Below are 23,809 nucleotides of genomic sequence, written 5' to 3'. Positions count from 1 at the left end.
ACATTAAAGAAGAGCCCCAATAGATATCGGGGCCCTTTTAAATAGAGCTTTTAGCTCCTGGGTAACACCACATGATCAATTACGTGAATAACGCCATTGCTTTGGTAAACGTTCCCGATGGTAACGGTAGCCATGCCACCTTTTTCATCTGTCAACATGATCTTATTCCCCTTCATAGAGGCCCACAGTTTACCACCCGCAACGGTTTTCAATTCGGTTTTGCCACCGCCGGCTTTAATTAGCTTCGACAATTCCTTTGCATCGAGTTTGCCGGCCACTACATGGTAGGTAAGAATGCTTGTAAGCGTTCCTTTGTTTTCAGGTTTCAGTAAAGTTTCAACAGTGCCTTTGGGCAACATGTCGAATGCTTCATTGGTAGGTGCGAATACGGTAAACGGACCAGGTGTTTGTAGTGTTTCAACAAGACCGGCAGCTTTGATGGCGGCTACCAGCGTGGTGTGATCTTTGGAATTAACGGCATTTTCAACAATGTTTTTCGAAGGGAACATAGGCGCGCCGCCTACATTCACTGTTTTTTCCTGTGCAAATGATGTGTTCATTATTAAGGCAGCTGCAACCAGCATGGCCAGACTTTTTACCGATTTCATAAATGAGTAGTTTAAATATTGACTTAGGTAACAAATGTTTTTTCTGTTTATCGATCATGTACCGGTAATGAGTTCAGGTCATATACGGAAGCCGGTTTTGGCTGGATTTAGCGTTTCGAAAAAAATATTCTATGCCTGTTTTTTATTACCTTTCGCCCTTAATTAAAGTAACAATGGCATACTGGCTGGTAAAATCGGAACCTTCCGTTTATCCCTGGGAACAATTCGAAAAAGACAAACAGACCTTTTGGGACGGCGTACGCAATTACGCGGCGCGGAACAACCTGAAAGCAATGAAAAAAGGCGAAGAGGTATTATATTATCATAGCAATGAAGGGCTGGAGATCGTTGGTATAGCCAAGGTGGTAAAAGAATTTTACCAGGATCCCTCCACCGATGACGATAAATGGGTGGCGGTTGACTTTAAGCCTTATAAGAAACTGAAAAATCCCGTTTCATTAAGCGCCATAAAAAAAGATAAACGTCTTGCCAATATGGCCCTGGTACGCATTAGCCAGTTATCGGTGCAGCCGGTTACCGATGATGAATGGGCGGCGATCATGGAGCTGGCTGGGCTGTAGCCGGCAGTCGTTAAACGGCAATCGGCAATCGTGAAACGGCAAACGTGAAAGGGCAAACGGAAGATCCCGGCTTTACCGGGGACGGCAAATAACACTGCTCAGCCTTACTATTTTCCGCTGCGGCTTTCTTCTATAAATTTAACGGTGTTACGGTTCAAACTGTGGCACCTTTTTTCGTTTTTAAATGTACTTCCCGCCGGCCATGATCATTCTGCAAACCGGACATTTGTAATTTGTACCCGTAACAAATCTTAGATCCAAATCTAAAGGACCCGACAATTATTTATGTAATTTTTCTCTGCCTGCATCTAAATACTACGCACACCTAAAAACACAGTCATGAAATTTTTATGTAAACTGCTTGCAGCATTGCTGCTATGGATCTTTATTGCCTGTAACGATTCCGGAAAGAATGGCGGTACAACCGAAAAACAAGCTGCTGACAGTGGCGGCGCAGCAGCCCAATACAAAAATGAAGATCTTACAATTGATAACTCGTTGGTATTTCCATCACCTGCGCCTACAGTATGGACGAATGAATACACTGTTCCAAAGATGGTAAAAGACTGCGAAGAAATGCATGAAGAGGCTCCTAAGCCTTACACTCTGGAAGAAAAAATAAAGGATTTTAAAACCGAAGATTACGATCATATTGTCGAGAACAGGTTCCTTGCTGCTACGCAGCATCCCCTTTCCACCTTTTCCATCGACGTAGACGAAGCGGCCTATAGCAATGTTCGCCGCTATATAAATAACGGCATTATTCCACATGCAGGCGCGGTGCGTATTCATCCGGTTACCGACTCGCGTCTGGCTTTAGCCGCCGCTTCCGATAATTTCCGGTTCTCGGCTGCAGTAGCTTCCTTCGGTATGTTGCTGCGCGATTCTGAATTTAAACAGAATGCTTCCTTTCAACAGGTGCTTGATTTGGCCAAAGGGTCCAAAGGAGCCGATACAAACGGCTATCGGCAGGAGTTTATCAGCCTGGTACGTGCAGCAGGTTCATTAACCGTAAAGAAATAGCTGGTGATAAGTGGTAAGTGGGAATACCATTCATAACAGTAGTGTTCTAAATAGGGTTCATTTTTTATCCGGTGGGTCTTTCTCTGAAAGGCTCACCTTTTTATGAGCAGGTAGGAAATCCAATACACAATAAAAGCCCTGCCAGCCACTCGCTACTAACCACTGGCTTTTGTATATTTGACCTATGAGCAAAAAGAAGATCGTAGTATTGACCGGCGCAGGAATAAGTGCAGAAAGCGGGTTGAAAACCTTTCGCGACAGCGATGGTTTATGGGAAGGATATGACGTAAGAGATGTGGCAACACCCCGCGCCTGGAAAAAGAACCCTGCACTGGTGCTGGATTTTTACAACCAGCGCCGTAAAAGCGCGCTCGAAGCCGAGCCCAATGCGGCCCACTTTGGTTTGGCCAGCCTGCAGGATGATTTTGACGTTACCATCATTACCCAAAATATCGATGACCTGCACGAACGCGCAGGTTCAAAAAAAGTATTACACCTGCACGGTTCTATTTTTGAAATGCGCAGCGAACATGATGAATCGCTGGTATACGAAATTCGTGACGATATAAAACTGGGCGATACAGCCGAAGACGGCGCCCAGTTGCGGCCGCACATTGTTTGGTTCGAAGAACCGGTGCCCATGATCGCACTGGCTGTACCGGTAGTACTCAGCGCCGATGTATTTGTGGTTGTGGGAACTTCGCTGGTGGTTTATCCCGCGGCCGGACTGGTGAATTATGCACCCATGGATATTCCCAAATACGTGATCGACAAAAAGATCCCCGGCACCCCCGATGTTATGAATGTTACAAACATCGAAAAACCGGCTACCCTTGGTGTGAAGGATTTAATTACAATTTTACGGGATGCGGGTGTTAAGTAATGGTGCGGCGGAGGTCATTTCGCAAATGAAATACAGGTAAAAATTATTTCTGACGCAAATCCTGCCAAAACTAAGAACTAACAACGTAGAACTCAGAACTATTTTGCACATAACATTCCGTTCACATATTTTTGTAAGGAGTGGTAGGCAATTTGCATTGTGTAACCGGGCTTCTCTTAAATTCATGCAATGGTAGTACCTTCCGTTACTTCATCCCTGAAAAAATACAAAGGCAAATGGGGCCGTGCCGAAGCAAAACATTTGCTGAAGCGCACCCTGTTCGGAGCAGGCAAAGAAGACCTGGATCATTTTGCTTCGAAATCGCTTAAACATGCCATTCAGCAGTTGCTCCACACCGAAGAACCTGCGCCGGCACCACCCGTAAACAATTATAACGACGAGAAATATACGGATGAAGAAATTCAACCCGGCGCTACCTGGATTACCGCTACCAAACTGAGCGGGAAGAACAGCGGCCGCCGGCGCAATTCCTTTAAGGCCTGGTGGATGGGTTGTATGATCAACCAGCAGCGCACACTGCGCGAAAAAATGGTGTTGTTCTGGCATAATCATTTCGCTACGGAAATGAATATGGTCGACAATCCGTTTATGATCTACAAACATAATGTTCTCCTGCGCCAATATGCATTGGGCAATTTTAAAGCCATGGTGCGGGCCGTTACGGTTGATGCCGCCATGCTAAAATACCTGAATGGAAATGCGAATACCAAAAAAGCGCCCGATGAAAATTACGGCCGCGAGCTGCAGGAATTATTTACAGTAGGAAAGGGGCCCGGTTCGCAATATACCGAGGCTGATGTGAAGGCCGCCGCCCGCGTTCTTACCGGTTTTCGCATAAATAATAAAGTGCTGCCCGGGGTGCACGGCATCTTCGATGCCGGCCGTCACGATGAAAGCGATAAACAATTCAGCGCATTTTACAATAACAAAGTGATCAAAGGCCGTAAGGGAAAAGAAGGGGAGAGCGAGCTGGATGAATTGCTCGATCTTATTTTCCAGCAACCCGAAGTGGCGCGTTTTATCTGCCGGAAACTATACCGCTTTTTTGTGTATCACCAGATAGATGAAGATACCGAGAGAACGATCATAGAACCCCTCGCCCGCACATTTCGCGAAAACCATTATGAAATAAAACCGGTACTGGAAAGATTGTTCAGCAGCCGGCATTTTTTTGATGCGGGCAATCGCGGCGGCATCATAAAAAGCCCGGTCGATTTTTCGGTTGGCCTCGTACGTGAATATAAAATTCCTTTTCCCGGCGAAGACAGTTTTGTTGAACAGTATGGCTTATGGAGCAATATACAGGCAACCGCATCGCAAATGCAGCAAAACATCGGCGACCCGCCCAATGTGGCCGGCTGGCCTGCCTGGTACCAGGAACCGTTGTTCGATAAATCATGGATCAGTTCCGACACGCTGCCCAAACGTACGGCTTTTACCGATCGCATGGTGACAAATGGTTTTGCGCGCAATGGAAAGAAATTGCTGATAGATCCCGTTCAATACGTAAAACAATTACCGGCGCCCGGTGATCCCAATAAACTGATCGATGACCTGGCTGCTTTGCTGTACGCCGTAGATCTTCCCGCCGAAGAAAAACAGTATATGAAAACCGGTATTTTGTTGCAGGGGTTACAGGGTATGGCCAGCGATCATTACTGGACCGATGCCTGGAAGAAATTGCAGGATAAACCCGATGATGCGGCCAATACAAAGAACGTTACCAATAAACTGAAGAACCTGTTGAAATACATGATGAGCCTTCCCCAGTACCAGTTAATGTAAACCACAACTATGAAAAGAAGAAGATTTTTAAGGGATACCATTACGGGCGTTGTACTGCCCTCGTTTTTGCAGGGCATTTCGCTGAAAGCACTGGCAGGTTTGCCGGGCGTGCATGCGCGTCATGCAGCACAGACCGACGACCGGGTACTGGTGCTTATTCAACTGGCTGGTGGAAACGATGGTATAAACACGGTGATCCCTTTTGATCAATATAGCGCTTATACGGCAGCACGGCCGAACATTTATCTTCCGCAGGAGAAAGTATTGCGGTTGAATGGTTTTGATGCATCGGCTTTTAACCCCGCCATGACGAATATGCATCAGTTATTTAATGAAGGTAAACTGGGCGTGGTGCAGGCGGTGAGTTATCCCAAACCCAACTTCTCACATTTCAGGGCAACCGATATCTGGATGACGGGGTCTGACAGTGATAAGGTACTGAGCAGCGGCTGGGCGGGCCGTTTTTTAAATGATGTATATCCGCAGTTTCCCGATAATTATCCCAATGACGCCATGCCCGATCCGCTGGCCATTCAGGTGGGCTCAGTTGTGTCAACCACTTTGCAGGGACCTCTATTTACGATGGGAATGGCCATTACCAACCCCGCCGGTTTTTATAAACTGGTTGAGGGGAAAGTGAATGTGAACGCCAATTCGCGCTGGGGCGAACAGCTCGATTATATTGAGCTCATGAGCCAGAAAACCGATCAGTACGCTACGGTTATAAAAACGGCCGCGAAAAAAGTGCCTGCGCAATCACCTGCTTATCCGGCCACGGGTAAAAATCCGCTGGCCGATCAGTTAAAGATCGTAGCCCGTTTAATTGCCGGCGGTTTAAAAACAAAGGTGTACATGGTAAGCACCGGCAGTTTCGATACGCATGCCAAACAAACCGAAGCCGATACCACTACAGGTACACATGCTAAATTGCTGGCGCGTGTATCAGAAGCCATTGGCGCTTTTGTAAACGATCTGCAGTTCCTGCAGATCGGGGACCGTGTAATGGGAATGACGTTTTCGGAGTTTGGCCGCAGAATAAAAAGCAACGCCAGCGGCGGTACCGATCATGGCGTTGCGGCGCCGGTGTTTTATTTCGGCAATAATGTGAAGGCCGGTGTTATCGGTTCCAACCCCATAATTCCTGAAAATGCAACGGTAAATGATAATGTGCCCATGCAGCATGACTTCAGGTCGTTGTATGCTACGGTGCTGCAGCACTGGTTGAAGATGCCTGCAGAAGAAGTGCAGCAGATATTGATGGGAAATTATCCGATGCTGCCAATCGTGTAGTCAATTGGCAATGGATAACTGGCAATTGCAAACGTTGCCGGTTGTCGGATGTCGCTATTATTTGCGAGTTCAAATTTGTCTTTTGCTTATTGCCTATATAACCGTATCGCTTTCCTCAAAACGGATCCCGTTCTTTTCCAGCTCCTGTAAAACGGGGGCATAAATGGCCGACATAACCGGAATGTGCAAACCGGTTTCCTTGATCGTGCCCTGCATGATGTGTTTGGCGGCAATACCCAGCGGCAGCCCCACTGTTTTATTCATAGCGGTGTTGAGATGGTCTTCGCCTTTTACTACCAGGCTGCTGGTGGCTATATGCTCATTGCCGTCAAGTTCATACCCGATCTCATGTTGCAGCACCACCATGTCTTTATCGGCCGGTTGCAGCAATAATTTTTGCTCCATGGCAAACTGTAATACATCCGCGGCACTACAGGCTCCTTTGTTGATGCAGGTTTCATTGTCGTCCATCCCGAGGTAAAAAAGCTGTTTCATCGAAAGGTTGGCTTCATGCATTTGTCCGGCCACCGTGGCCGCTGCCTGGGTTTTGATGGAATCGAGATTTACATCCATGAGTTGTCCGTTATAATCGACCATCATAAAATCCTGCAGCGCTTTTCTTTCCTCTTCATTGGCTTCCTGTTCGGCGTCGAGCAGTTGCTGTAGTTTTTCGAGCAGTTGCCTGGTTTGCGCAAAACGCGATGTCAACTGTCTTTCTATCCATTCACTAAAACCATGACTGGCAAAATGTTCCTGGAAGAATTCCTGCAGGGTAAGTCCATCGGTCTGGTACCGCCTGGTGGCATCGGTAAGTTTAAGATCGATCACATTCTTCCAGCCAAAACAAAACTCGGGATAGCGCAGGGTGGTGCGCATAAAGGTATTGGCATTATGCAAACCGTAGAGTGACATATAATGTAAGGAGTTGCGGTTGGGATACCAGGCCAGGTAGCCGATGCCGGGAATATGTATTACCCGGTTGGGATCGAATAATTTTTCATATGGCCATTGTATAACCAGCCCGTTCTCTTTAAAAACGGCTCCATTGATATCGGCCTGAACCATGTTATGGTTTGCGCCGGTTACTTTATAATGCCAGGGATTGTTATCGCTTTCGGGCGAGATGAGCCCGCCGCAATGTGATCTGAAAGAAGTGATGGAACCGCCATTGGCTTTGATGCGGTGAATGCGTTGCATGGCACTCATGTGGTCGATACCGGGATTGAGCCCCATTTCGTGCAGGAACAACAGGTTTTCCTTTTTTATGGAAGCGTGCAGGTCGGAAACGGGCTCGTCGATCTCCGATGGCGTAAGTAAATGCTTTTTATAATGCACACATTCGGTGGCTGCCAGTGTGTGCAGGGCAGGGGACAGCAGGGAAATAACCAGGTCGGCGGAAGCGATAAGCCGGCGTCGTTCGGTTTCGTTTTCCGGTTGAAACAGTTGGGTTTGAATAAAGGAAGCATCGATATGAGGCGCTGGTGCAGATGATAAACCGGCAATGGTTATTTGCCAGTTATTGGCGGCAGCCTCTTTTGCGAGGTACCCGGTCAGCGTTGATGAAGAGGAGGCTGCTCCCAGCACGGCAATATGCTTCATGAAGAAAAAATATACTTTAAAGGTACATAGAATGAAGCTACAAGTTTCATGATATTAACTGTGTTCCTGGGGCGGCAATCGGCCACCTCAACGTGGCCTAGCCGGCAAACGGCACTTCAGCGCGGCCTTCATCGGCCATTCACGATTCACCAGTAGGCATAAAAAAAGCCGGTGATAAACACCAGCTCTTTTGGTTTTGAACCGTCCCTTATTTAATATTTTTAATTCAGAATTATCGTTCCCATATCGAGGGTGCTGCCTTCCACCGCTTCCACTATCTTCCCTTCTACGTTTTTATGGTGCGGCGCCACTGTTACCTTCCAACTCCCTGGCTTTACCGTAAACCGGAACCTGCCATTATTCACCATTGTTTTTAAAGAATCTTTTCCGTTCACTGCAACAACCCAAACTGAATCCTTCTCTGAAAATACTTTACCCGTGATGTTTGATTGGTGCATGGCGCGCGAGGCATGAAGACCTACAACCACACTTACCACACCGATAAACGTGGCAACAGTTTTATCCATAAGCAAGATTTTAAATCCCCGTTATTGCATCAGTTATTTGAAGCACATAACATTTAAAAAAACTGTGCCAACACTTTATAAGGTCTAAAAACTATGCCAGACGTAATAAATGTGGAAAAACGTTTTATAACTGTAGAATCTTCCTCAGAACCCGGCCTGTGCGAGTCCCAGCGCTTTTGAGTTAATACTGGTAACAGTGTAATCGATGGTTATACCGCGATTGGTCTTTGGTACTTCCAGTGTTCTTCGTTTACCGGGTGGAACATTATTGAAGATGATCGTTTGCGTTTTTACCAGCTTCTTTTCCATACCAAAGTACTTCACCTCAACAGCTACCTGGTCGAGCGTATACAGACTGCTGTTCACCAAAGTAATGTCGAGATCGCTCACCCCGCCGAACACGCCTACTTTAAAGGCGCTGGCTTCTGCCCGAACCTGTTCGTAAATGTTTTTGCGGGCCTTTTCAATCACTTCGTGGTTAATGGGCTTTTCTCTGGTTTCCAAAACAGCCGTTGTTGCTTCTACCTGTTGCGAAGGGTTGGAAACCGATACGGATATCGACCGGTTATTATTTGGTGGCGGCGGAACTACATTATTGTCCTTTTTGATCACGGAACGTTGCGCCTGCTGGGTTTGATCATTGTTTACCGAAGCCTCGGACGGTTGAGGCGCCGGATCGGCTATACTGTTATTATTATCATACTCACTACTGCCGTTGCCCTCTTCAACGCGCGCTTTTTCCTTTTGGGCGGTTTCAACGGCCGGAGCGCCTGAGCCGGCTTTCCCACTCTGTTGTTCCCTGATCTCTTTCACCAGGCTTTCCAGCGCCTGCGTATCGGGCTGGCGGCTGCCTTTGTTTATTACCAGGCCAATGACTACCCCGCCGAGGATAAGCACGACGGCAACCAGTACGCGGGTAAGGTTTTTATTATCCTGCAGGTATTTGCCCGAACCGGCCACCAACGCCCTGAAATCGATCTGCTCTTGCTTTCTGGCCGGGGTTGCCCGGCTTTCTTTTTTGGAAGCTGCCGGTTTTTCGGCAATGGTTTCCGGTATGGCTGAACCGGTTGATCTATGTTTTGAATAAGCCGCCTTCCGGGATTCGTAATCCGACATGAATTCGTTATTGATCACGTCATCCTCTTTTTTCCGGCTTTGATAACCTTTCAGCATGCTGCTGTTCAGTTCATCGTCTTCTTCAGAAATGATATAGGAAGCAGCGGCAGCCTTCTTTTCGGTGTTTTTAGCAGTAGAGGCGTTCTTGTCGTTCTGCTGTGCCACCGGTTTGGCTGTTTCTTCCTTTTTGGCGGTAGCTGCAGTAGCAGCGCCTGAGCCGCCGGGCATAGTAACGTAGATGTGTTTGGCGGTTTGCTCAACCTGTTTGTTTACAGGCCGGCTTTCCTGCACGGTATTGGCCTGTTGGGTTTGTTGTACTGTGGCTGACTGGTGGGTTGGCTGCTCACCCGGTTTTTTATAGAAACGATCGTACGGCTGTTCTTCAACAACCGGAGCAAAAGCTTTCAGTTCTTCCAACTCACCGGGATAACGCCAGGCTGCGCTTTTGCCTTCCAACCATACCAGGTCATAAGGTTTCAACCCTTTTTCCGCCAGCTGTTGCGCTGTGTACGGCCCTGTTTGCTTGTTATCGCGTAATAATAGGTATTGATTCATAACTATAAAAACTCAGTAAAAAAATTGCAGGCAGGTAGCTGTAGTTAAGCTACTTCGTAACCGAAATTTATTCAGCGGGTCGCGGGCTCAGATGGTTAATTGGGATTTTGAATAGGATACCGGGAGGCAGATTACAGTATAATGCAAGTTAACAAGTGGCAGTAATTGTACCAAATACTCATACCGGAAAGTTATAAAAAGAGACGTTAAAAATGCAAGTAGTTTTCCACCATAACGCATTCACTACCTGATTGCCATAGGTAGTAACCAGTAACGCCTTTTAAAACCTTTCTGTAATTAGGGCAAAGCGGATATATAACGATTGTTTATAAGACATCAATATGCCATTTTTATGCCCGATAATCCAACCCGTTCACAACAACGCATAATGAAAGCTGATATACCTGTTAATGAAAACTTAAGATTGGCCGACCTTTACCAGTACAACCTACTGGATACGACCGAAGAAAAGGAGTTCAACGATCTTGTGCAGCTGGCTTCCGCCATATGTAACGCTCCTATTTCGCTTATAAGCCTCATCGATGCCGAAAGGCAATGGTTCAAAGCCCGGGTGGGTATCGACTTAACTGAAACCTCCAGGGACACCTCCTTTTGCAGCCATGGGATACTCAATGGCGATATTTTCATAGTACCTGATGCCACTAATGATAACCGTTTTGCCCAAAACCCCATGGTTACCGGAAAACAGGGAATACGGTTCTATGCCGGCGTACCGCTCACGACCGGGGCCGGCAATAACCTCGGTATGCTGTGTGTGAAAGATACTGTTCCCCGTAGCCTCACCAGCGAGCAACAGCAGGCGTTGATGGTAATAGGACAGCAGGTGGTAAAACAAATGGAACTGCGGTTGAAGAACCAGGAGCTGGAACGCATAACCGAAACCCAGCGCCGGATGATCAGCATCATAGCGCATGATGTAAGAAGCCCGCTGGCATCGATCGTCAGCCTGTTCCAGTTATACCAGAATAAAATGATAGACCCTGATCGTTTTAATAATTTTTTACATGTAAGCAGTGCCCAGCTTCACAGCACCATGGCTTTACTCGAGAACCTTGTAGAGTGGGGGAATATTCAATTGCAGCCGGCGTCATTGGTGTCCGAAATGTTCTCGCTGAAAGATGCGGTTGAAAAGGTGTTTACCGAAGTTACCGTTCAGGCCAGCATGAAAGAGAACCGCCTCGTGAACCAGGTACATGCAGCGGTAAAGCTCAATATGGATGAGAACATCTTACGCTTCATACTCCGTAACCTGCTCACCAATGCCAATAAATTCACCGAAAAAGGCAGTATTACCGTCGATGGCTTCAACTTCGGCAAAAAGGTAGTGATACGTGTTGCTGATACCGGTATAGGCATGCCGCCCCGTATGAGCGAACGCCTGTTCCTCAGCAAGGAAAAATACAGCCGCCGCGGTACGCAGAATGAGTCGGGGAGCGGGCTTGGGCTGGTGCTTATCAAAGAATTTGTTGAAAAGGCCAATGGCTCCATTCAGGTACAAAGTACCGAAGGGCAGGGGAGCAGCTTCATAATAGAATTGCCACTTTAAACGATTTCTCTTTCTTCTTAACGGCTATTGGTTACCTGTTGCCAGGTACCATTCCTGGTTGCGCGGGTCATGTAGGTATGCCCTGTAACCTGCAACTGGTTTTCCCCGTATCCGGTAACCGGTAACCGGTGATCTTCTGCTGTATTTCTTAACATTTGTTGATAAAATTTAAGCCTAAAAAACCCCTTCAATTACCGGGTTTTCACGCTTAAATAGGGTATTTTTGCCCCCCATCCAAAGCACTTTTAAACGGATGTAAATCATATCTGTAAACAAGTATGGAAGAAAACTTCACACCACAGGAAACAAACGATCAGAATCGTATTATCCCTGTAAATATCGAAGAGCAAATGAAAACGGCGTACATCGATTACTCTATGTCAGTGATCGTAAGCCGTGCCTTGCCCGATGTACGCGATGGTTTGAAACCGGTTCACCGGCGTATCCTGTACGCCATGAACGAACTGGGTTTGAACTATAACAGGGCGTACAAAAAATCGGCGCGTGTAGTAGGAGAGGTGTTGGGTAAATATCACCCGCATGGCGACTCATCGGTGTACGACGCCATGGTGCGTATGGCCCAGGAGTGGAGCATGCGGTATACCCTTGTAGATGGCCAGGGTAACTATGGTAACCAGGATGGCGATGGCCCCGCGGCCATGCGTTATACCGAGGCCCGGCTCGACCGGCTGGCTGAATTCATGTTGATGGATATCGATAAGGATACCGTCGACTTTCAACCCAACTTCGACGACTCGGAAAAGGAACCAACCATTTTGCCCGCCCGTGTTCCCAACCTGCTGGTAAACGGTTCAAGTGGAATTGCCGTTGGTATGGCCACCAACATGATGCCGCATAACCTGAGTGAAGTGATCGACGGTTGCATTGCCTATATCGATAACCGCGAGATCACCATCGATGAACTGATGTTACACATCAAAGCCCCCGACTTCCCAACCGGTGGTATCATTTACGGTATGGAAGGCGTTCGGGCCGGTATGCATTTCGGAAGAGGCAGGGTAGTGCTGCGTGGTAAACTTACCATCGACACCAAACCCAGCGGTCGCGAAACCATTATCGTAACCGAAGTGCCCTACCAGGTGAACCGCGATGCGTTGTGCGATAAGATCGGCCAGCTCGTAAATGAGAAAGTGATCGAAGGCATTGCGCATATCAATAACGAATCGAACGCAAAGGAAGGCACCCGTATCGTAATAGATCTTAAACGTGATGCTATTGCCAATGTGGTGATCAACCAGCTGTATAAATTCACCGAATTACAAACTTCATACGGTATCAACAACGTGGCCCTCTCAAAAGGCCGTCCCAAAACACTGAACGTAAAAGATATGATCAGTGAGTTTGTGGAGTTCCGTCATGAAGTAGTGGTTCGCCGCACGCAATTCGAATTGCGCGAAGCGGAAAAGAAAGCCCATCTGTTACAGGGTTACCTCATCGCTCTCGATCATCTCGACGAAGTGATCGCCATGATCCGCGCTTCGGCCACACCGGAGATCGCCCGCGAAAGTTTGATCAATGCAGGCTGGGGGCTCGATGAAATTCAGGCCCGCGCCATCCTGGAATTACGTTTGCAAAGGTTGACCGGCATGGAACGCGATAAGATCAGGGAAGAGTTCGAAGAGCTCATGCGACTGATCGGTCACCTGCGTGAAGTATTAGGAAATGAAGGTATGCGATACGATATCATCAAAACAGAACTGGCCGAGGTAAAAGATAAATTCGGCGATGTACGCAAAACCGAGATCACTTACCTCGATAACGAAGTACGTATTAAAGACCTCATCAAGGAAGAAGATGTGGTGATCACCATTTCTCACCTTGGTTATATTAAACGTACCTCGGCTACGGAATACCGCGCCCAGCGCCGTGGCGGCCGGGGCGCCAAAGGCGGCCGCACCCGCGAGGAAGATTATATCGAGCACCTGTTCGTGGCCTCTTCGCACCACACCATGTTGTTCTTTACCGAAAAAGGCCGCTGTTTCTGGCTGAACGTGTATGAGATCCCCGAGGGCGACAAAACCGCCAAAGGCCGCGCTATCCAGAACCTGATACAGTTACCGCCCGATGATAAGATCAGGGCGATCATCGATATCAAAGACCTCGAAGATGAAACCTTTGTAAAAGAACACAATATTGTATTGTGTACTAAAAAAGGCATCATCAAGAAAACCGTGCTGGAAGATTTCAGCAATCCGCGCAAGACCGGCGTAAATGCCATTACCATAGTGGAAGGCGATGAACTGCTGGTGGCTAGGTTAACAACCGGCAACAGCGAGATCATGATGGCCGTAAAAAGCGGTCGCGCTATTCGCTTCCCCGAAGAAAAAGTACGGGCAACCGGCCGCGGCGCCATTGGCGTATCGGGTATCGATGTAGATGATGATAATGATGCAGTTATTGGCATGATATGTGTCTCAAAAGAAGACAACTCTCGTAGTGTGCTGGTTGTGAGTGAAAAAGGTTACGGAAAAAGAACGCAACTGGAAGAATATCCCATCACCAACCGGGGCGGAAAAGGAGTGAAAACCCTCAACGTTACCGAAAAAACGGGTTCGCTGGTAGGTATGCTCGATGTTGCAGAGAAAGAAGACCTGATGATCACCTGTAAAAGCGGCATGACCATCCGGATGCCGGCAGGAGGTATCAGCGAGCTGGGCCGTAACACACAAGGTGTTAAATTAATTCGCCTCGATGACGGCGATGAGATCGCCGCCATCACAAAACTCGATGATAGTGAGGAAGAAGAGAATGGCGAAAATGGCGAAGTGGAAGCACTGGCAGATGGCAATGTAATTGCAGAGGCAACCGATGGCAATGAGATTGCATCTGATGAGAGTGAAATGAATGCCGACGATGCTTCCGGCGAAGGTAATGATACCGGAACGGAAGATGAGCCGGTTAAAGAATAATTGACGTGCGTTTTATTAAGCACATAGGCTAAACAAATTAATATTAACACATGAAAAAAATGTTTCTGACAGCATTGCTTGCTGCAGTTGGGTTCTTGTCACAGGCCCAGAAACTCGAAAAGGCGAAGGACCTCTTGTCCAGGAAAAAGCTGACCGACGCAAAAACAGAGATCGATAATGTGCTGGCATTGGAAAAGCACAAAACAAATTCAGAAGCGTGGTATACAAAAGCAAAAGTTTACGGTGCTATAGCTGCTGATTCTACATTGAAATCATCGGTACCCGATGCCCGCAACACCGCTTTTGAAGCCATGAAAACGTATCTCGATCTCGAGACAAAAGAAAAAGATGCGGCAAAAAGAAATATTCAGCTCACCCTGGATAACAACGCTCCGCTGATCGACCTGTACACAGGCTATTCAAAAGATGCGGCTTCTTTTTATAATGCCAGCAACTTCAACGACGCGTTTGTAAACTTCAAAAATTCACTGGCCATATTCGACCTGATGTCTTCCAAAGGCATTATCCCCATTAAGCTCGATACCACTACAACCCTCTACGCCGGTATCTCTGCCGAAAAGGCGCAAAAGCCCGATGATGCAGCCATTTATTATGGTAAGATCGCCGAGGCAAAAGCAAAAGGCGAAGGCTTTGTAGAGATCTATAAGTGGCTGGCCGACTATTATCGCAGGAAAGATGATATCGCCAACGCTTCGAAATTCTCTGCACTGGGCCGCGAAGTATATCCCGAGGATCAGTTCTGGACAGGTTTTGAACTTGACATGGCGCGCGAGAAAGGCAACAAGGAAGACCTGTTTAAGAAATATGAGCAGGTGATCAAGGAAAATCCCGATAACTACCTGTTCCTGTTCAACTATGGTGTTGAATTATACCAGACCGGTTACGATCCTGATGCCAGCAAACGCCCGGCCAACAGCAAAGAGCTCATTGCAAAAGCAATTGAAGTAATGACAAAAACGCTGGAAAAAAAGCCTGACTACGCAAATGCCAGCATGGTACTCGGACAGATCTATTACAACCAGGGCGTTGAGATCAACAACGAGAACAAGAACATTCGTCCGCAGGGAAATGTAAAACTGACACCTGATCAGTTGAAAAAGAAAGAAGAGTTACGCGCTGAAACCGCAAAGAAGTTTGACCAGGCGTTGCCTTACCTCATGAAGGTCGATGAACTGCTCGACACGCAGGGCAAACTGAAAATGGAAGATAAAGACAACCTGAAAAATGCGCTTGACCTCCTGATCATCATCAATGAAGAAAAAGTGAATCAGTTGGAACAAAAGAAACGCCAGGCTGAAGCAAAGAAAGATGCAGCAGGTGTTAAAGCCATCGATGCCGAGATCAAAAAAATGCAGGATGCTGTAACCAAGTATACCGACAAGTATAACAACATCGACAGAAAACACTAAGAAGCATACACGAAATAGTAGAAGTGCCACACCCACAAGGTGTGGCACTTCTTTTTTGCCGTATATCCAACGGGCGACGCATTCATGTATGGGAAGGTTGCATAATATGTATTTTAATTCTGTTTTAATTAGATCGGGTTAACCAAATGAGCACTGGAAAGTACCTTTACCTCATGCGCTGAACAATTGTGCGCATGGGTTTAAGGGTTTAATTTTTCAATCAATTTGACGCAGCTTTTCCAGGCTGCGTTTTTTTATCTTATGAAAATCGCTTTTACCTGGTTGTGCCTGTGAAAGATATACAGCAAAAACGCCAGTCGTTATCATTATGACTTCATGATCATGCCAGACATGTATAAAAAAACGCCAATATGTGGCGTGCGGTAGGAGATCCAGATACCGGAAAATAAAAAGAGTCCCGTTGCTGGCGAGACTCTTTCTCAAAGAGACGGCAAATATTTTCAGAAGATAGTTGCCTTTGGGCAACGATGAAAGTTCAGGTTATTCCTTTATGAGCCTTAAAGTCTGATCTCCTAATTGTGTATTGTGGATATTGCAGTAGTACACACCTGCCGGCCACCGCGAAAGATCGAGCTGTACCTGGTTCCTGCCTGCCTGCAGCAAAGCCGCTTTTTTAAGCAACTGCTTTCCTTCCGTGTTCATTACTGTCATTATTACCTGGCTGCTCATGTCAACTTCAAGCGTTAAAGTGGCGTTTTGTTTTACCGGGTTTTGGTAAGATACCTGCATCGATGAAGCGCTGTTGTTGATTCGAAGGATCTTTGAATATTCATGCCTGCCATCTATATCAACCTGTTTAATGCGGTAATACATCACGGCTGTATTATTATTGTCTGTAAAATGATACGTTTCGGTTCCCATCCTGTTATTACGGCCTGTAACTTTTCCAATTTCATGGAAATTATTCCCGTCGGTTGAGGCTTCTACCGAAAAATAAGCGTTGTTGTATTCGTTGGTAACCGTCCAGTAAATTTGATTGGCATTGTTCTCCCGTTGACCTCTTACCGATACCCATACAACCGGTAATACACTAAGGTCTGACGCGACAATAAAAGGCGAAAAGCTGGTGAATGCCGAACGGTTAACGGTATAAGGGTTGGCGCCTGAAGCAGACAGATTGGCCGCCCCGTTATCCCATGCATTCGAAACAAAATGCGCCAGCCTGCATGCTGTTCTGCTGAAGCCACTTAATTCAAGGCTTTGCGGCCATTGTAAAGTAACCGTGGCATTGGAGCCGCCGGGCGTGTTTTCGCTGATGAGCCAGGTATTGTTGACCACCCCTGAAGTAACCGGGTTGCCGCTCGTGCCGTTGATATAAACTGCATTCATTACCCGTACACTTAAGTTATCGGTGGTGGAGGATGCTGTTAATGCAATGGTGGCCGGTGAATAATAAGAAGCGGTTCCAACGGGGTAAGTTTTTGAAGATCCGCTGTTTACCTGTTGAATGAGGGTACCGGTGCCATTGGCAATAACATACCCGGTGTTTGATGCAGCTCCGGCAATAGAGCCTGCGCTGCCGATAGTTAAATTATAATTACCGATGGAGATTTTACCACTGATGAATGTCAGGGTTCCATTTACAGCAACGTTGCTGCTTTGGGTTACTTGTCCGGTTAATTTATTACATGTAAGGTTATTGAAGGCACCGGTAGCGTAAATGTCCTGGGTGCCGGTTCCATTCATCAATATGGTAGTGCCGGTATTGGTAAATACGCCGCCGGCCATATTCCAGTTACCACCTACGGTATGCGTGTATGCGCCGCCGGTAAATGTGCCATTTGTCAATGAAAAATTATTCAATATCGTTAAGGCCGCCACCGGTGTTTTGGTACCGGTTGCCGAAACGGTAAGGTTTCCATAAGGTGTTGCCGCAGCAATGGTTTGGGTGCTGCCTGCATAATCTACCGTGCTTAACGTATCGAAGGTATTCGAAGAAAAAGCAGGCAAACCGTTCGTGCCCCCGATCCTGAGCGTGCCGCCGTTACTAATGGTAAGCGCACCGCCGCCGGCATCCTGTGTAATGGTATATGCGCCGGCATCCAGCATACCGTTCAAAATATCCAGGTTGGTAACGCTGGTTAAATTCCTCGCCAGGGTCACTGTCGCATTGCCGCTTTTGGTTATTGCAAGCTGACCAATAGGCGAAGGGCTAGTAGTTCCGCCGATAGTAGCTGCTCCGGTGCCATTCATTACCAAACTACCTATACTGGCATCGAAGACGCCATTATTGCTAAAGTTCCCCGCTACCTGTATATCTGAATTCAGGGTTGTAGTTCCTGCTACTGTAAAATGATTGAACTGCGTAGCCGCACTGCCCGATACCTGGCCATTGGCTGAACTCATAATGAAGGTAGAAGTGCCGCCGTTCAGCGTTCCGTTGCTTTCAATATTACCTGCTATGGTAATGCTGCGGTTGCCGCCGTTCAATGTGGCATTGCTGTTGATCGTAAGGTTACGGCCTATGGTCCAGTCGGAAGGGAAGGTTACACCTGCGCTGTTGGTGTTGGCAATCACTACATCTTTTAATGCTGTGGGTGTTCCTGCCAGCGTTGTAGCGCCGGGCCCGCCGAATACAACAGTTCCGGTGCTGCTGAAATTGCTGCCGAGGTTTACGGTAACTGCCGAAGAAGGCGCAAAATTCAATGTGCCCGTGCTGGTAACGGTACCATTATTAGTAAAGGCGCCGGCCATGGTATGCGTTGATACGCCGCCGTTGAATGCAGCGCCGTTGCCCACAGTGCAGGATACGAGTACCGTCCAGTTTACACTGGGATTAATACCGGCGGTATTGTTGATGTTCAGGTTGGCATAGGTTGGCGCGCTCGTTGAGTTCAAAACGGGTGATACGTTGCCGTTAAAATTGATGACGCCGTACGAGTTGGTGACCATGGCGCCTAACAAACGAATGGTTTGCAGGGTAGTACCTGTAAAAGTGGTAACACCTGTACTGGTCAAGGTGCCACTGTTGGTAAGATCGCCGTTTACCGTCATTGTACCATTACCGCACGAGAAAGAACCGGTGCCTGTAATGAACATGAGCCCATTAAAAGTAATATCGCTGTTGGCAACAGTATAGCTTCCATACACGGTTACCCGGTTAAAAACGGAATTGCCCGTAATGGTTTTGCCGGCGCCGTTCAACAGGAGCGTGCCGGTTGACGGAATGAAAGTGCCGTTATTGATCCAGTTACCAAAAAGCGACAGGGTATAGGCACCGGCATTGAGAGCAGCGCCGGCTGCAATGTTCAGGTCGCCATTTACGCTTGTTGAAGCTGCCAATGTTTTATTGTTGGAGCCTCCATTGTTTATTAAGAGATTGCCATAGGCAACACCCGCAATGTTTTGGGTTGTTGTACCATTATACTGTACGGTACTGTTGGTTGCAAGCGCATTTACTGCATAGCCGGCAGGGAAGTTGCCGGCGCCCGCCAGCTTCAGTATGGCGCCGTTGCTAATGGTAAGTGTTCCGCCCGATGAGCTGCGGTTTGCGGTATATGTAGCCAGATCCATAGTGCCGGCAGTTATTGTCGTATTTCCGTTTACCCTTATGTTACCGGTCAGGGATGCTGCGCCCGAAGGTTTATTGACGGTAAAATTATTGAATGTGGAAGCAGTAATCGATTGGGTACCGGTTCCATTAAAAGTGATAGTGCCAACCGAAGCTTTGAACGTACCATTGTTTTCCCAATTGCCGCCTACAAGCAGGGTAACGTTAGCGCCATCCATGATGGCGTCACTGGCAATTGTTACATCACCGGTCACTGTAGTGGCCGCATCTACATTCAGCTCACCCGCGTTAACGGCCAGGTTGCCTGCAATGGTAACGCCTGTAGTGATATTGGCGATACCGCCGCTTTTATTTATGTGCAGGTGGTTGTATCCGATGCCGGCAATGTGCTGGGTATGACTGCCATTGTATATTACCGTGCCATTCCCGGGCGTTAGGGTGCCGCTGCTATGATCGAAATCACTGCCGATATACAAAGTACCGTTGCCTGAAAACACCACATTAGCTCCGCTGGTTTGTGTAAGCGTTCCCGTGATATTTACCGATCCTGATCCAATATGCAGGTCAATGGCATGACCTGCTGTACCGTCGCCCAGTTGTAAATCACCGTTGATGGTGAGCGATTGCGCGCCTGTTTGAATGGTATGGGTAACATTACTGTTCCAGCTACCATTGATATTACCTGACGAGATGAGCGAACCGCCGGGGGCAAGGGTGAGGGTAACCGCCTGTGCACTTCCGAAAGTTATATTCTTAACCGTTGCATTGGTGCTGATCACCGGTTGATTGATAAATGCAGCCGTGCCGATTTCGACTATGTCGATAGCGGTTGGCGGTGTGGCCGACGGGCCTGTTGTCGATGTCCAGTTGGCGGCGGTATTCCAGTCGCTGCTTACAGAACCATTCCACCGGACTACGTTAGCATTATCTGACAGCGTCCAGCGACCGTTCAACGAAGTAAGATCGCTTTTCTCTACATAATTGAACGCGGCACTGTTAGCGCTTTTGCCCGATGCTGTCCATGAAGCGTTGTAATTCCACAGCATCATCGCCTCTTCTTCATTACCATTCAGTTCATTGTCTTCATAATGCAGGCGCAGTACCGCTGTATAGCTGCCTGAAGGGATTGAAATATTATATACCCTGTTTATTGAACCATTATTAGGGAAATCGCCGGTACTGCCGCTTCTGACCGATACGGAAATACTGCTTACACCCGAAACACCTGAAAAAGTGATGGTGTTCTGCGGCCCTTCAAAAGCATAAGCCGTGCCTGTGGTGAAGTTGTGTGTGCGCTGAATATTTCCCAGAATTATGCCATTGCCGGTCCGCGAACCGGTAATGGTTACGGTGTTGATTCCGGTAAGCATCATTCCGCTGGTCATATTTAAAACCGGTGTGCTGATATTGCTTTGCAGCCTAACCTGTGCAGTGGCCGATGATTTATTAATAGTAAGTATATTAAATATAGTGTTACCGCTTATGTTGTTGGCAGCTGATCCTGCAAAAGCAATAGCGCCGGAGCCCGCGGTAAAGCTGCCGTTATTGTTCCAGTTGCCATATACAGTATGCGTATAACTGCCCGCAGCAAACGTAGTGCCGCTGTTAAGGGCAATATCGCCATTGGCGGTAACAGCGCCTGTTGCTGTTTTGGTATTGCCTCCTGACAATATAAGGTGATGGTAGGTGCCGCCATTGATATTTTGGGCAACTGAGCCATTAAAGTTAACGGTATTGGGAATGGTGCTGGTTACATTTAATGAGCCGGCTGCTACTGAATAGGTACCGGCAATACCAAGCACCGCATTGGTAGAAAGCTGTAAGGAGGTACCGTTAAGGGTTACATTGTTCAAATTGGCAGTACCGTTCAATGTGGAGGCGTTGGTAAAAGTTGTTGTACCAGCCGATGCGCTAAACGTGCCACTTACATCGATTGACCCGGAAATGGAAATATTGGCGTTGGTGGTAATTGCTCCTGTTATGGCCAGTCCTGTAAACGAAATGATGCCATTGCCGCTGATCGTTTTCGATTTGCCGGGCATGGTAACTGTTCCGCCGGTGCTGGTGAAAGCATTGCTTACAGCCAGGTTACCGGTAATGGCAAAAGAAGATTCTGTTGAAAGGGAGCCGGATACTGTAAGATTATCGAATGAAATGCCTGTGCCAACGATGGATTTACCGGTGCCGGTAAAGGTAATGGTGCCACCGGAATGCGTAAATGATCCCGAGCCTGAAGTGCTTAAGTTACCTGAAACGGTAAAGTTAAGGCCGGTAGCCGCGGTGATGTTTGACGCATTGAAATCAAGGTTATTAAAACTATTGGTTCCGTTGCCGCTGATAGCAGCACCGTCGGCTGTGAAGGTAATGGTACTGGTGCTGCCTGTAAAGGTTCCATTGTTTACCCAGTTGCCGGTAATGGTATGCATATAACTCCCGCCATTGAAGGTGGTGCCGGCGTCGATCCTCACATTACCGCTTACTGAAACAGCCGAAGCTGCTGTAAAATTTACCGCAGTGCCCGTGCCCAAGGGTGCTGGTAAGGTTACCGGCAATTGTAAGCGCGGTGGCAGGCATTGTTTTTAGTGCTGTGCCGCCCGAACTGCTTAATGTAAGATTTCCATAGGTTTTGGCCGAAACGGTTTGGTTGGCGCCGGAATATTCCACTGTACTTGTCAAACTCAATGTATTGCCGGCATAGTTTACCGGAAAACTGTTTGTGCCGCCGATCTTCAATACGGCACCGTTGGCTACACTGATTGTGCCGCCTGCAACCGATGTGCCCCGATTGGCTGTATAGGCGCCCAGGTCGAGCGTGCCGGCGTTTACATAAATATTTCCTTCCGAAGCGTTGGATGAATTCAATGCCGGCAGATTGCCACTCAATGATTTTATTCCTGAGCCGCTGATCCTTAAGGTGGCATAAGTAAGCGTATGGCTGATGGTTTGGTTAACCGCCGTAGCGCTGTATTCTACTATGCTGCCTGCATTTAATATAACATTCGATGCTGAATAGTTGGCGGCAAATGTGGCGGCATTTACTTTCAGTACGCCATTGGGATTTACCACCAGTGTGGTAACCGTTGCCTGGAAGGTGGGTGATCCACCCGGCTGCAGGGTACCGTTTACCAAAAGCTGGCTACCGTTGCCGCTTACCGTTATATTGGCGGCCAAGGTTACAACGCTGCCCGTATTGATGGTCATTTTCCTGAAAGTTGAAGTAACAGCGCCGCTGATCGTTTGAGCAGTCCCACTAAAATTCATCGATGCATTGTTACTGGTAGTAGTATAGGTACCGCTATTGCTTAAATTCCCCGAAAGGGTAACGGAGCCTTTGCCATGCGAAACCGTGCCATTGCTGGTTATGGTAAGTGCGCCTGCTACGGTAAGGTTCTTACCGATCGTAAGCGTAGCCGCTTTTTCACCGCCTACTGTAAGCGACGAACAGGCTGAAGGCGTTGAAATGGAGGGTTGATAACTACCTGTAAAGTTTTCATCTCCGATAATCACATTTACACCCGAAGAGGGCACACCGGAAGTCCAGTTGGCTGCCGTGTTCCAGGAGCTGCTTACGGTGCCTTTCCAACTGGTTTGGCCATGCGAGGCTGTTGAAATAAGAATACCGGATAGTAAAAAAATAAAGATCAGATGAATGTTTTTCATAAGGGTTAAATTCTAGATAAAGTACGGTTAAGGGAATGGCAATCGCTTTTTTTCCCATTTCTAATAATGGGAAATAGGAGTATCTTACTATCAGGTTGTAATTAACTTGCTTAAAGTAGGGGAACAGTGTTAGTACACTACTATTATGTTGGGAAGTATTCCCTCTGAACAGCGGAACAATGATGACATTCCGGTTCCGGGAATGAATAGCGAAAAAGGAACATGCAACCCGTTTGGGTTTACGTTTCGGATTCACTTATTCAGAACCATTACTTTTTACTTACCGGGCGCAGGAAGGACTTTATATTCTTTGCCTTTTGTTCCTGCTATTCTATTTAACATAATATTAATTATAAAATCAAGTTGATAAAAGATCAAAGCAGGGCCTATATAACAGGCAAATGTTTTTCCAAAAAGAAAAACGAGGTTGAGCGTTGTTTTGTTTTCATGGTTTTCTGCACTTCAGAGAAAGATTAACTAAAATACACATATCCTTCATAGAAAAAAAGGCGGTTTTCAAGGCATTAGTCTGCTGTAAAATTTCGGGAATGACCGCGGTCGAAATCTTAGCAATGAGAACCAAATTACTAACGGTGAACACTGTCTTTTTTTTTCTTACTGTGTCTCACATGTATATATAAGTGTAGTTTTCATCAGGTATGCCTGTTGTTTTAATTTCACTCAAATGCAGTATTTTGAAGT

General features: G+C 47.2%; 15 protein-coding genes. 8 read left to right on the top strand and 7 right to left on the bottom strand.

The annotated features are described in order from the left end of the window. Positions 1-50: 50 nt before the first annotated feature. Positions 51-608 (bottom strand): fasciclin domain-containing protein, encoded by a 558-nt coding sequence (locus A4R26_RS09400; protein ID WP_081163527.1) that lies wholly within the window; start codon positions 606-608, stop codon positions 51-53. A 131-nt stretch (positions 609-739) separates the two neighbouring features. Here A4R26_RS09400 and A4R26_RS09395 point away from each other — a divergent pair, with 131 nt between their 5' ends. The 5 genes from A4R26_RS09395 to A4R26_RS09375 all read left to right on the top strand — a co-directional run bounded on the left by A4R26_RS09395 (position 740) and on the right by A4R26_RS09375 (position 6,191). Then, positions 740-1,189, top strand: coding sequence for an EVE domain-containing protein (locus tag A4R26_RS09395; RefSeq protein ID WP_242674870.1), 450 nt, complete (start codon positions 740-742; stop codon positions 1,187-1,189). Positions 1,190-1,528: 339 nt separating this feature from the next. Continuing rightward, positions 1,529-2,212, top strand: a complete 684-nt coding sequence (locus tag A4R26_RS09390; protein WP_081163526.1) for a YfbK domain-containing protein — start codon at positions 1,529-1,531, stop codon at positions 2,210-2,212. A gap of 184 nt (positions 2,213-2,396) precedes the next feature. Beyond that, positions 2,397-3,095 (top strand): SIR2 family NAD-dependent protein deacylase, encoded by a 699-nt coding sequence (locus tag A4R26_RS09385; RefSeq protein ID WP_081163525.1) that lies wholly within the window; start codon positions 2,397-2,399, stop codon positions 3,093-3,095. Positions 3,096-3,284: 189 nt separating this feature from the next. Then, positions 3,285-4,901, top strand: coding sequence for a DUF1800 domain-containing protein (locus tag A4R26_RS09380; protein ID WP_081163524.1), 1,617 nt, complete (start codon positions 3,285-3,287; stop codon positions 4,899-4,901). Positions 4,902-4,910: 9 nt separating this feature from the next. Then, positions 4,911-6,191 carry a DUF1501 domain-containing protein gene (locus A4R26_RS09375; protein ID WP_081163523.1) on the top strand — a complete coding sequence of 427 codons (1,281 nt, stop codon included), beginning with the start codon at positions 4,911-4,913 and terminating at the stop codon, positions 6,189-6,191. Positions 6,192-6,284: 93 nt separating this feature from the next. Here the strand turns inward: A4R26_RS09375 and A4R26_RS09370 are convergent, their stop codons facing one another. From A4R26_RS09370 to A4R26_RS09360, 3 genes are all read right to left on the bottom strand, one after another. Next, a complete protein-coding gene (locus A4R26_RS09370; RefSeq protein WP_081163522.1) occupies positions 6,285-7,790 on the bottom strand; it encodes a saccharopine dehydrogenase C-terminal domain-containing protein in 1,506 nt (501 codons plus the stop codon). A 221-nt stretch (positions 7,791-8,011) separates the two neighbouring features. After that, entirely contained in the window at positions 8,012-8,317 is a 306-nt protein-coding gene (locus A4R26_RS09365; RefSeq protein WP_081163521.1) for a hypothetical protein, read from the bottom strand. Between the two features lie 144 nt (positions 8,318-8,461). After that, a complete protein-coding gene (locus A4R26_RS09360; RefSeq protein WP_081163520.1) occupies positions 8,462-9,988 on the bottom strand; it encodes a DUF4339 domain-containing protein in 1,527 nt (508 codons plus the stop codon). Between the two features lie 388 nt (positions 9,989-10,376). Here A4R26_RS09360 and A4R26_RS09355 point away from each other — a divergent pair, with 388 nt between their 5' ends. Beyond that, the gene (locus A4R26_RS09355; RefSeq protein WP_165760209.1) at positions 10,377-11,555 is read left to right on the top strand and encodes a GAF domain-containing sensor histidine kinase; all 1,179 of its coding nucleotides are present in this window, start codon (positions 10,377-10,379) and stop codon (positions 11,553-11,555) included. Positions 11,556-11,572: 17 nt separating this feature from the next. On the opposite strand, the gene A4R26_RS34845 is transcribed toward A4R26_RS09355, so the two are convergent. Continuing rightward, on the bottom strand, positions 11,573-11,710 hold the full coding sequence (locus tag A4R26_RS34845) for a hypothetical protein (protein WP_165760208.1): 138 nt from the start codon (positions 11,708-11,710) through the stop codon (positions 11,573-11,575). Between the two features lie 123 nt (positions 11,711-11,833). Between A4R26_RS34845 and gyrA the strand changes: the two genes are divergently transcribed. Beyond that, on the top strand, positions 11,834-14,485 hold the full coding sequence (gene gyrA, locus A4R26_RS09350; protein ID WP_081163518.1) for a DNA gyrase subunit A: 2,652 nt from the start codon (positions 11,834-11,836) through the stop codon (positions 14,483-14,485). A 50-nt stretch (positions 14,486-14,535) separates the two neighbouring features. Beyond that, positions 14,536-15,915 carry a hypothetical protein gene (locus tag A4R26_RS09345; protein ID WP_081163517.1) on the top strand — a complete coding sequence of 460 codons (1,380 nt, stop codon included), beginning with the start codon at positions 14,536-14,538 and terminating at the stop codon, positions 15,913-15,915. 501 nt (positions 15,916-16,416) lie between these two features. On the opposite strand, the gene A4R26_RS09335 is transcribed toward A4R26_RS09345, so the two are convergent. Further along, complete coding sequence (locus A4R26_RS09335) at positions 16,417-21,975, bottom strand: T9SS type A sorting domain-containing protein (RefSeq protein ID WP_081163515.1); 5,559 nt, start codon at positions 21,973-21,975, stop codon at positions 16,417-16,419. After that, a complete protein-coding gene (locus A4R26_RS09330) occupies positions 21,917-23,107 on the bottom strand; it encodes an autotransporter outer membrane beta-barrel domain-containing protein (RefSeq protein WP_081163514.1) in 1,191 nt (396 codons plus the stop codon). Before A4R26_RS09330 ends, A4R26_RS09335 begins: the two co-directional genes overlap by 59 nt. Positions 23,108-23,809: the final 702 nt, after the last annotated feature.

This window comes from Niastella populi, from assembly GCF_002078015.1.
Lineage (GTDB): Bacteria > Bacteroidota > Bacteroidia > Chitinophagales > Chitinophagaceae > Niastella > Niastella populi.
Note: the sequence above shows the minus strand (reverse complement) of the source record. Positions and strands in the feature narration are given on the sequence as shown.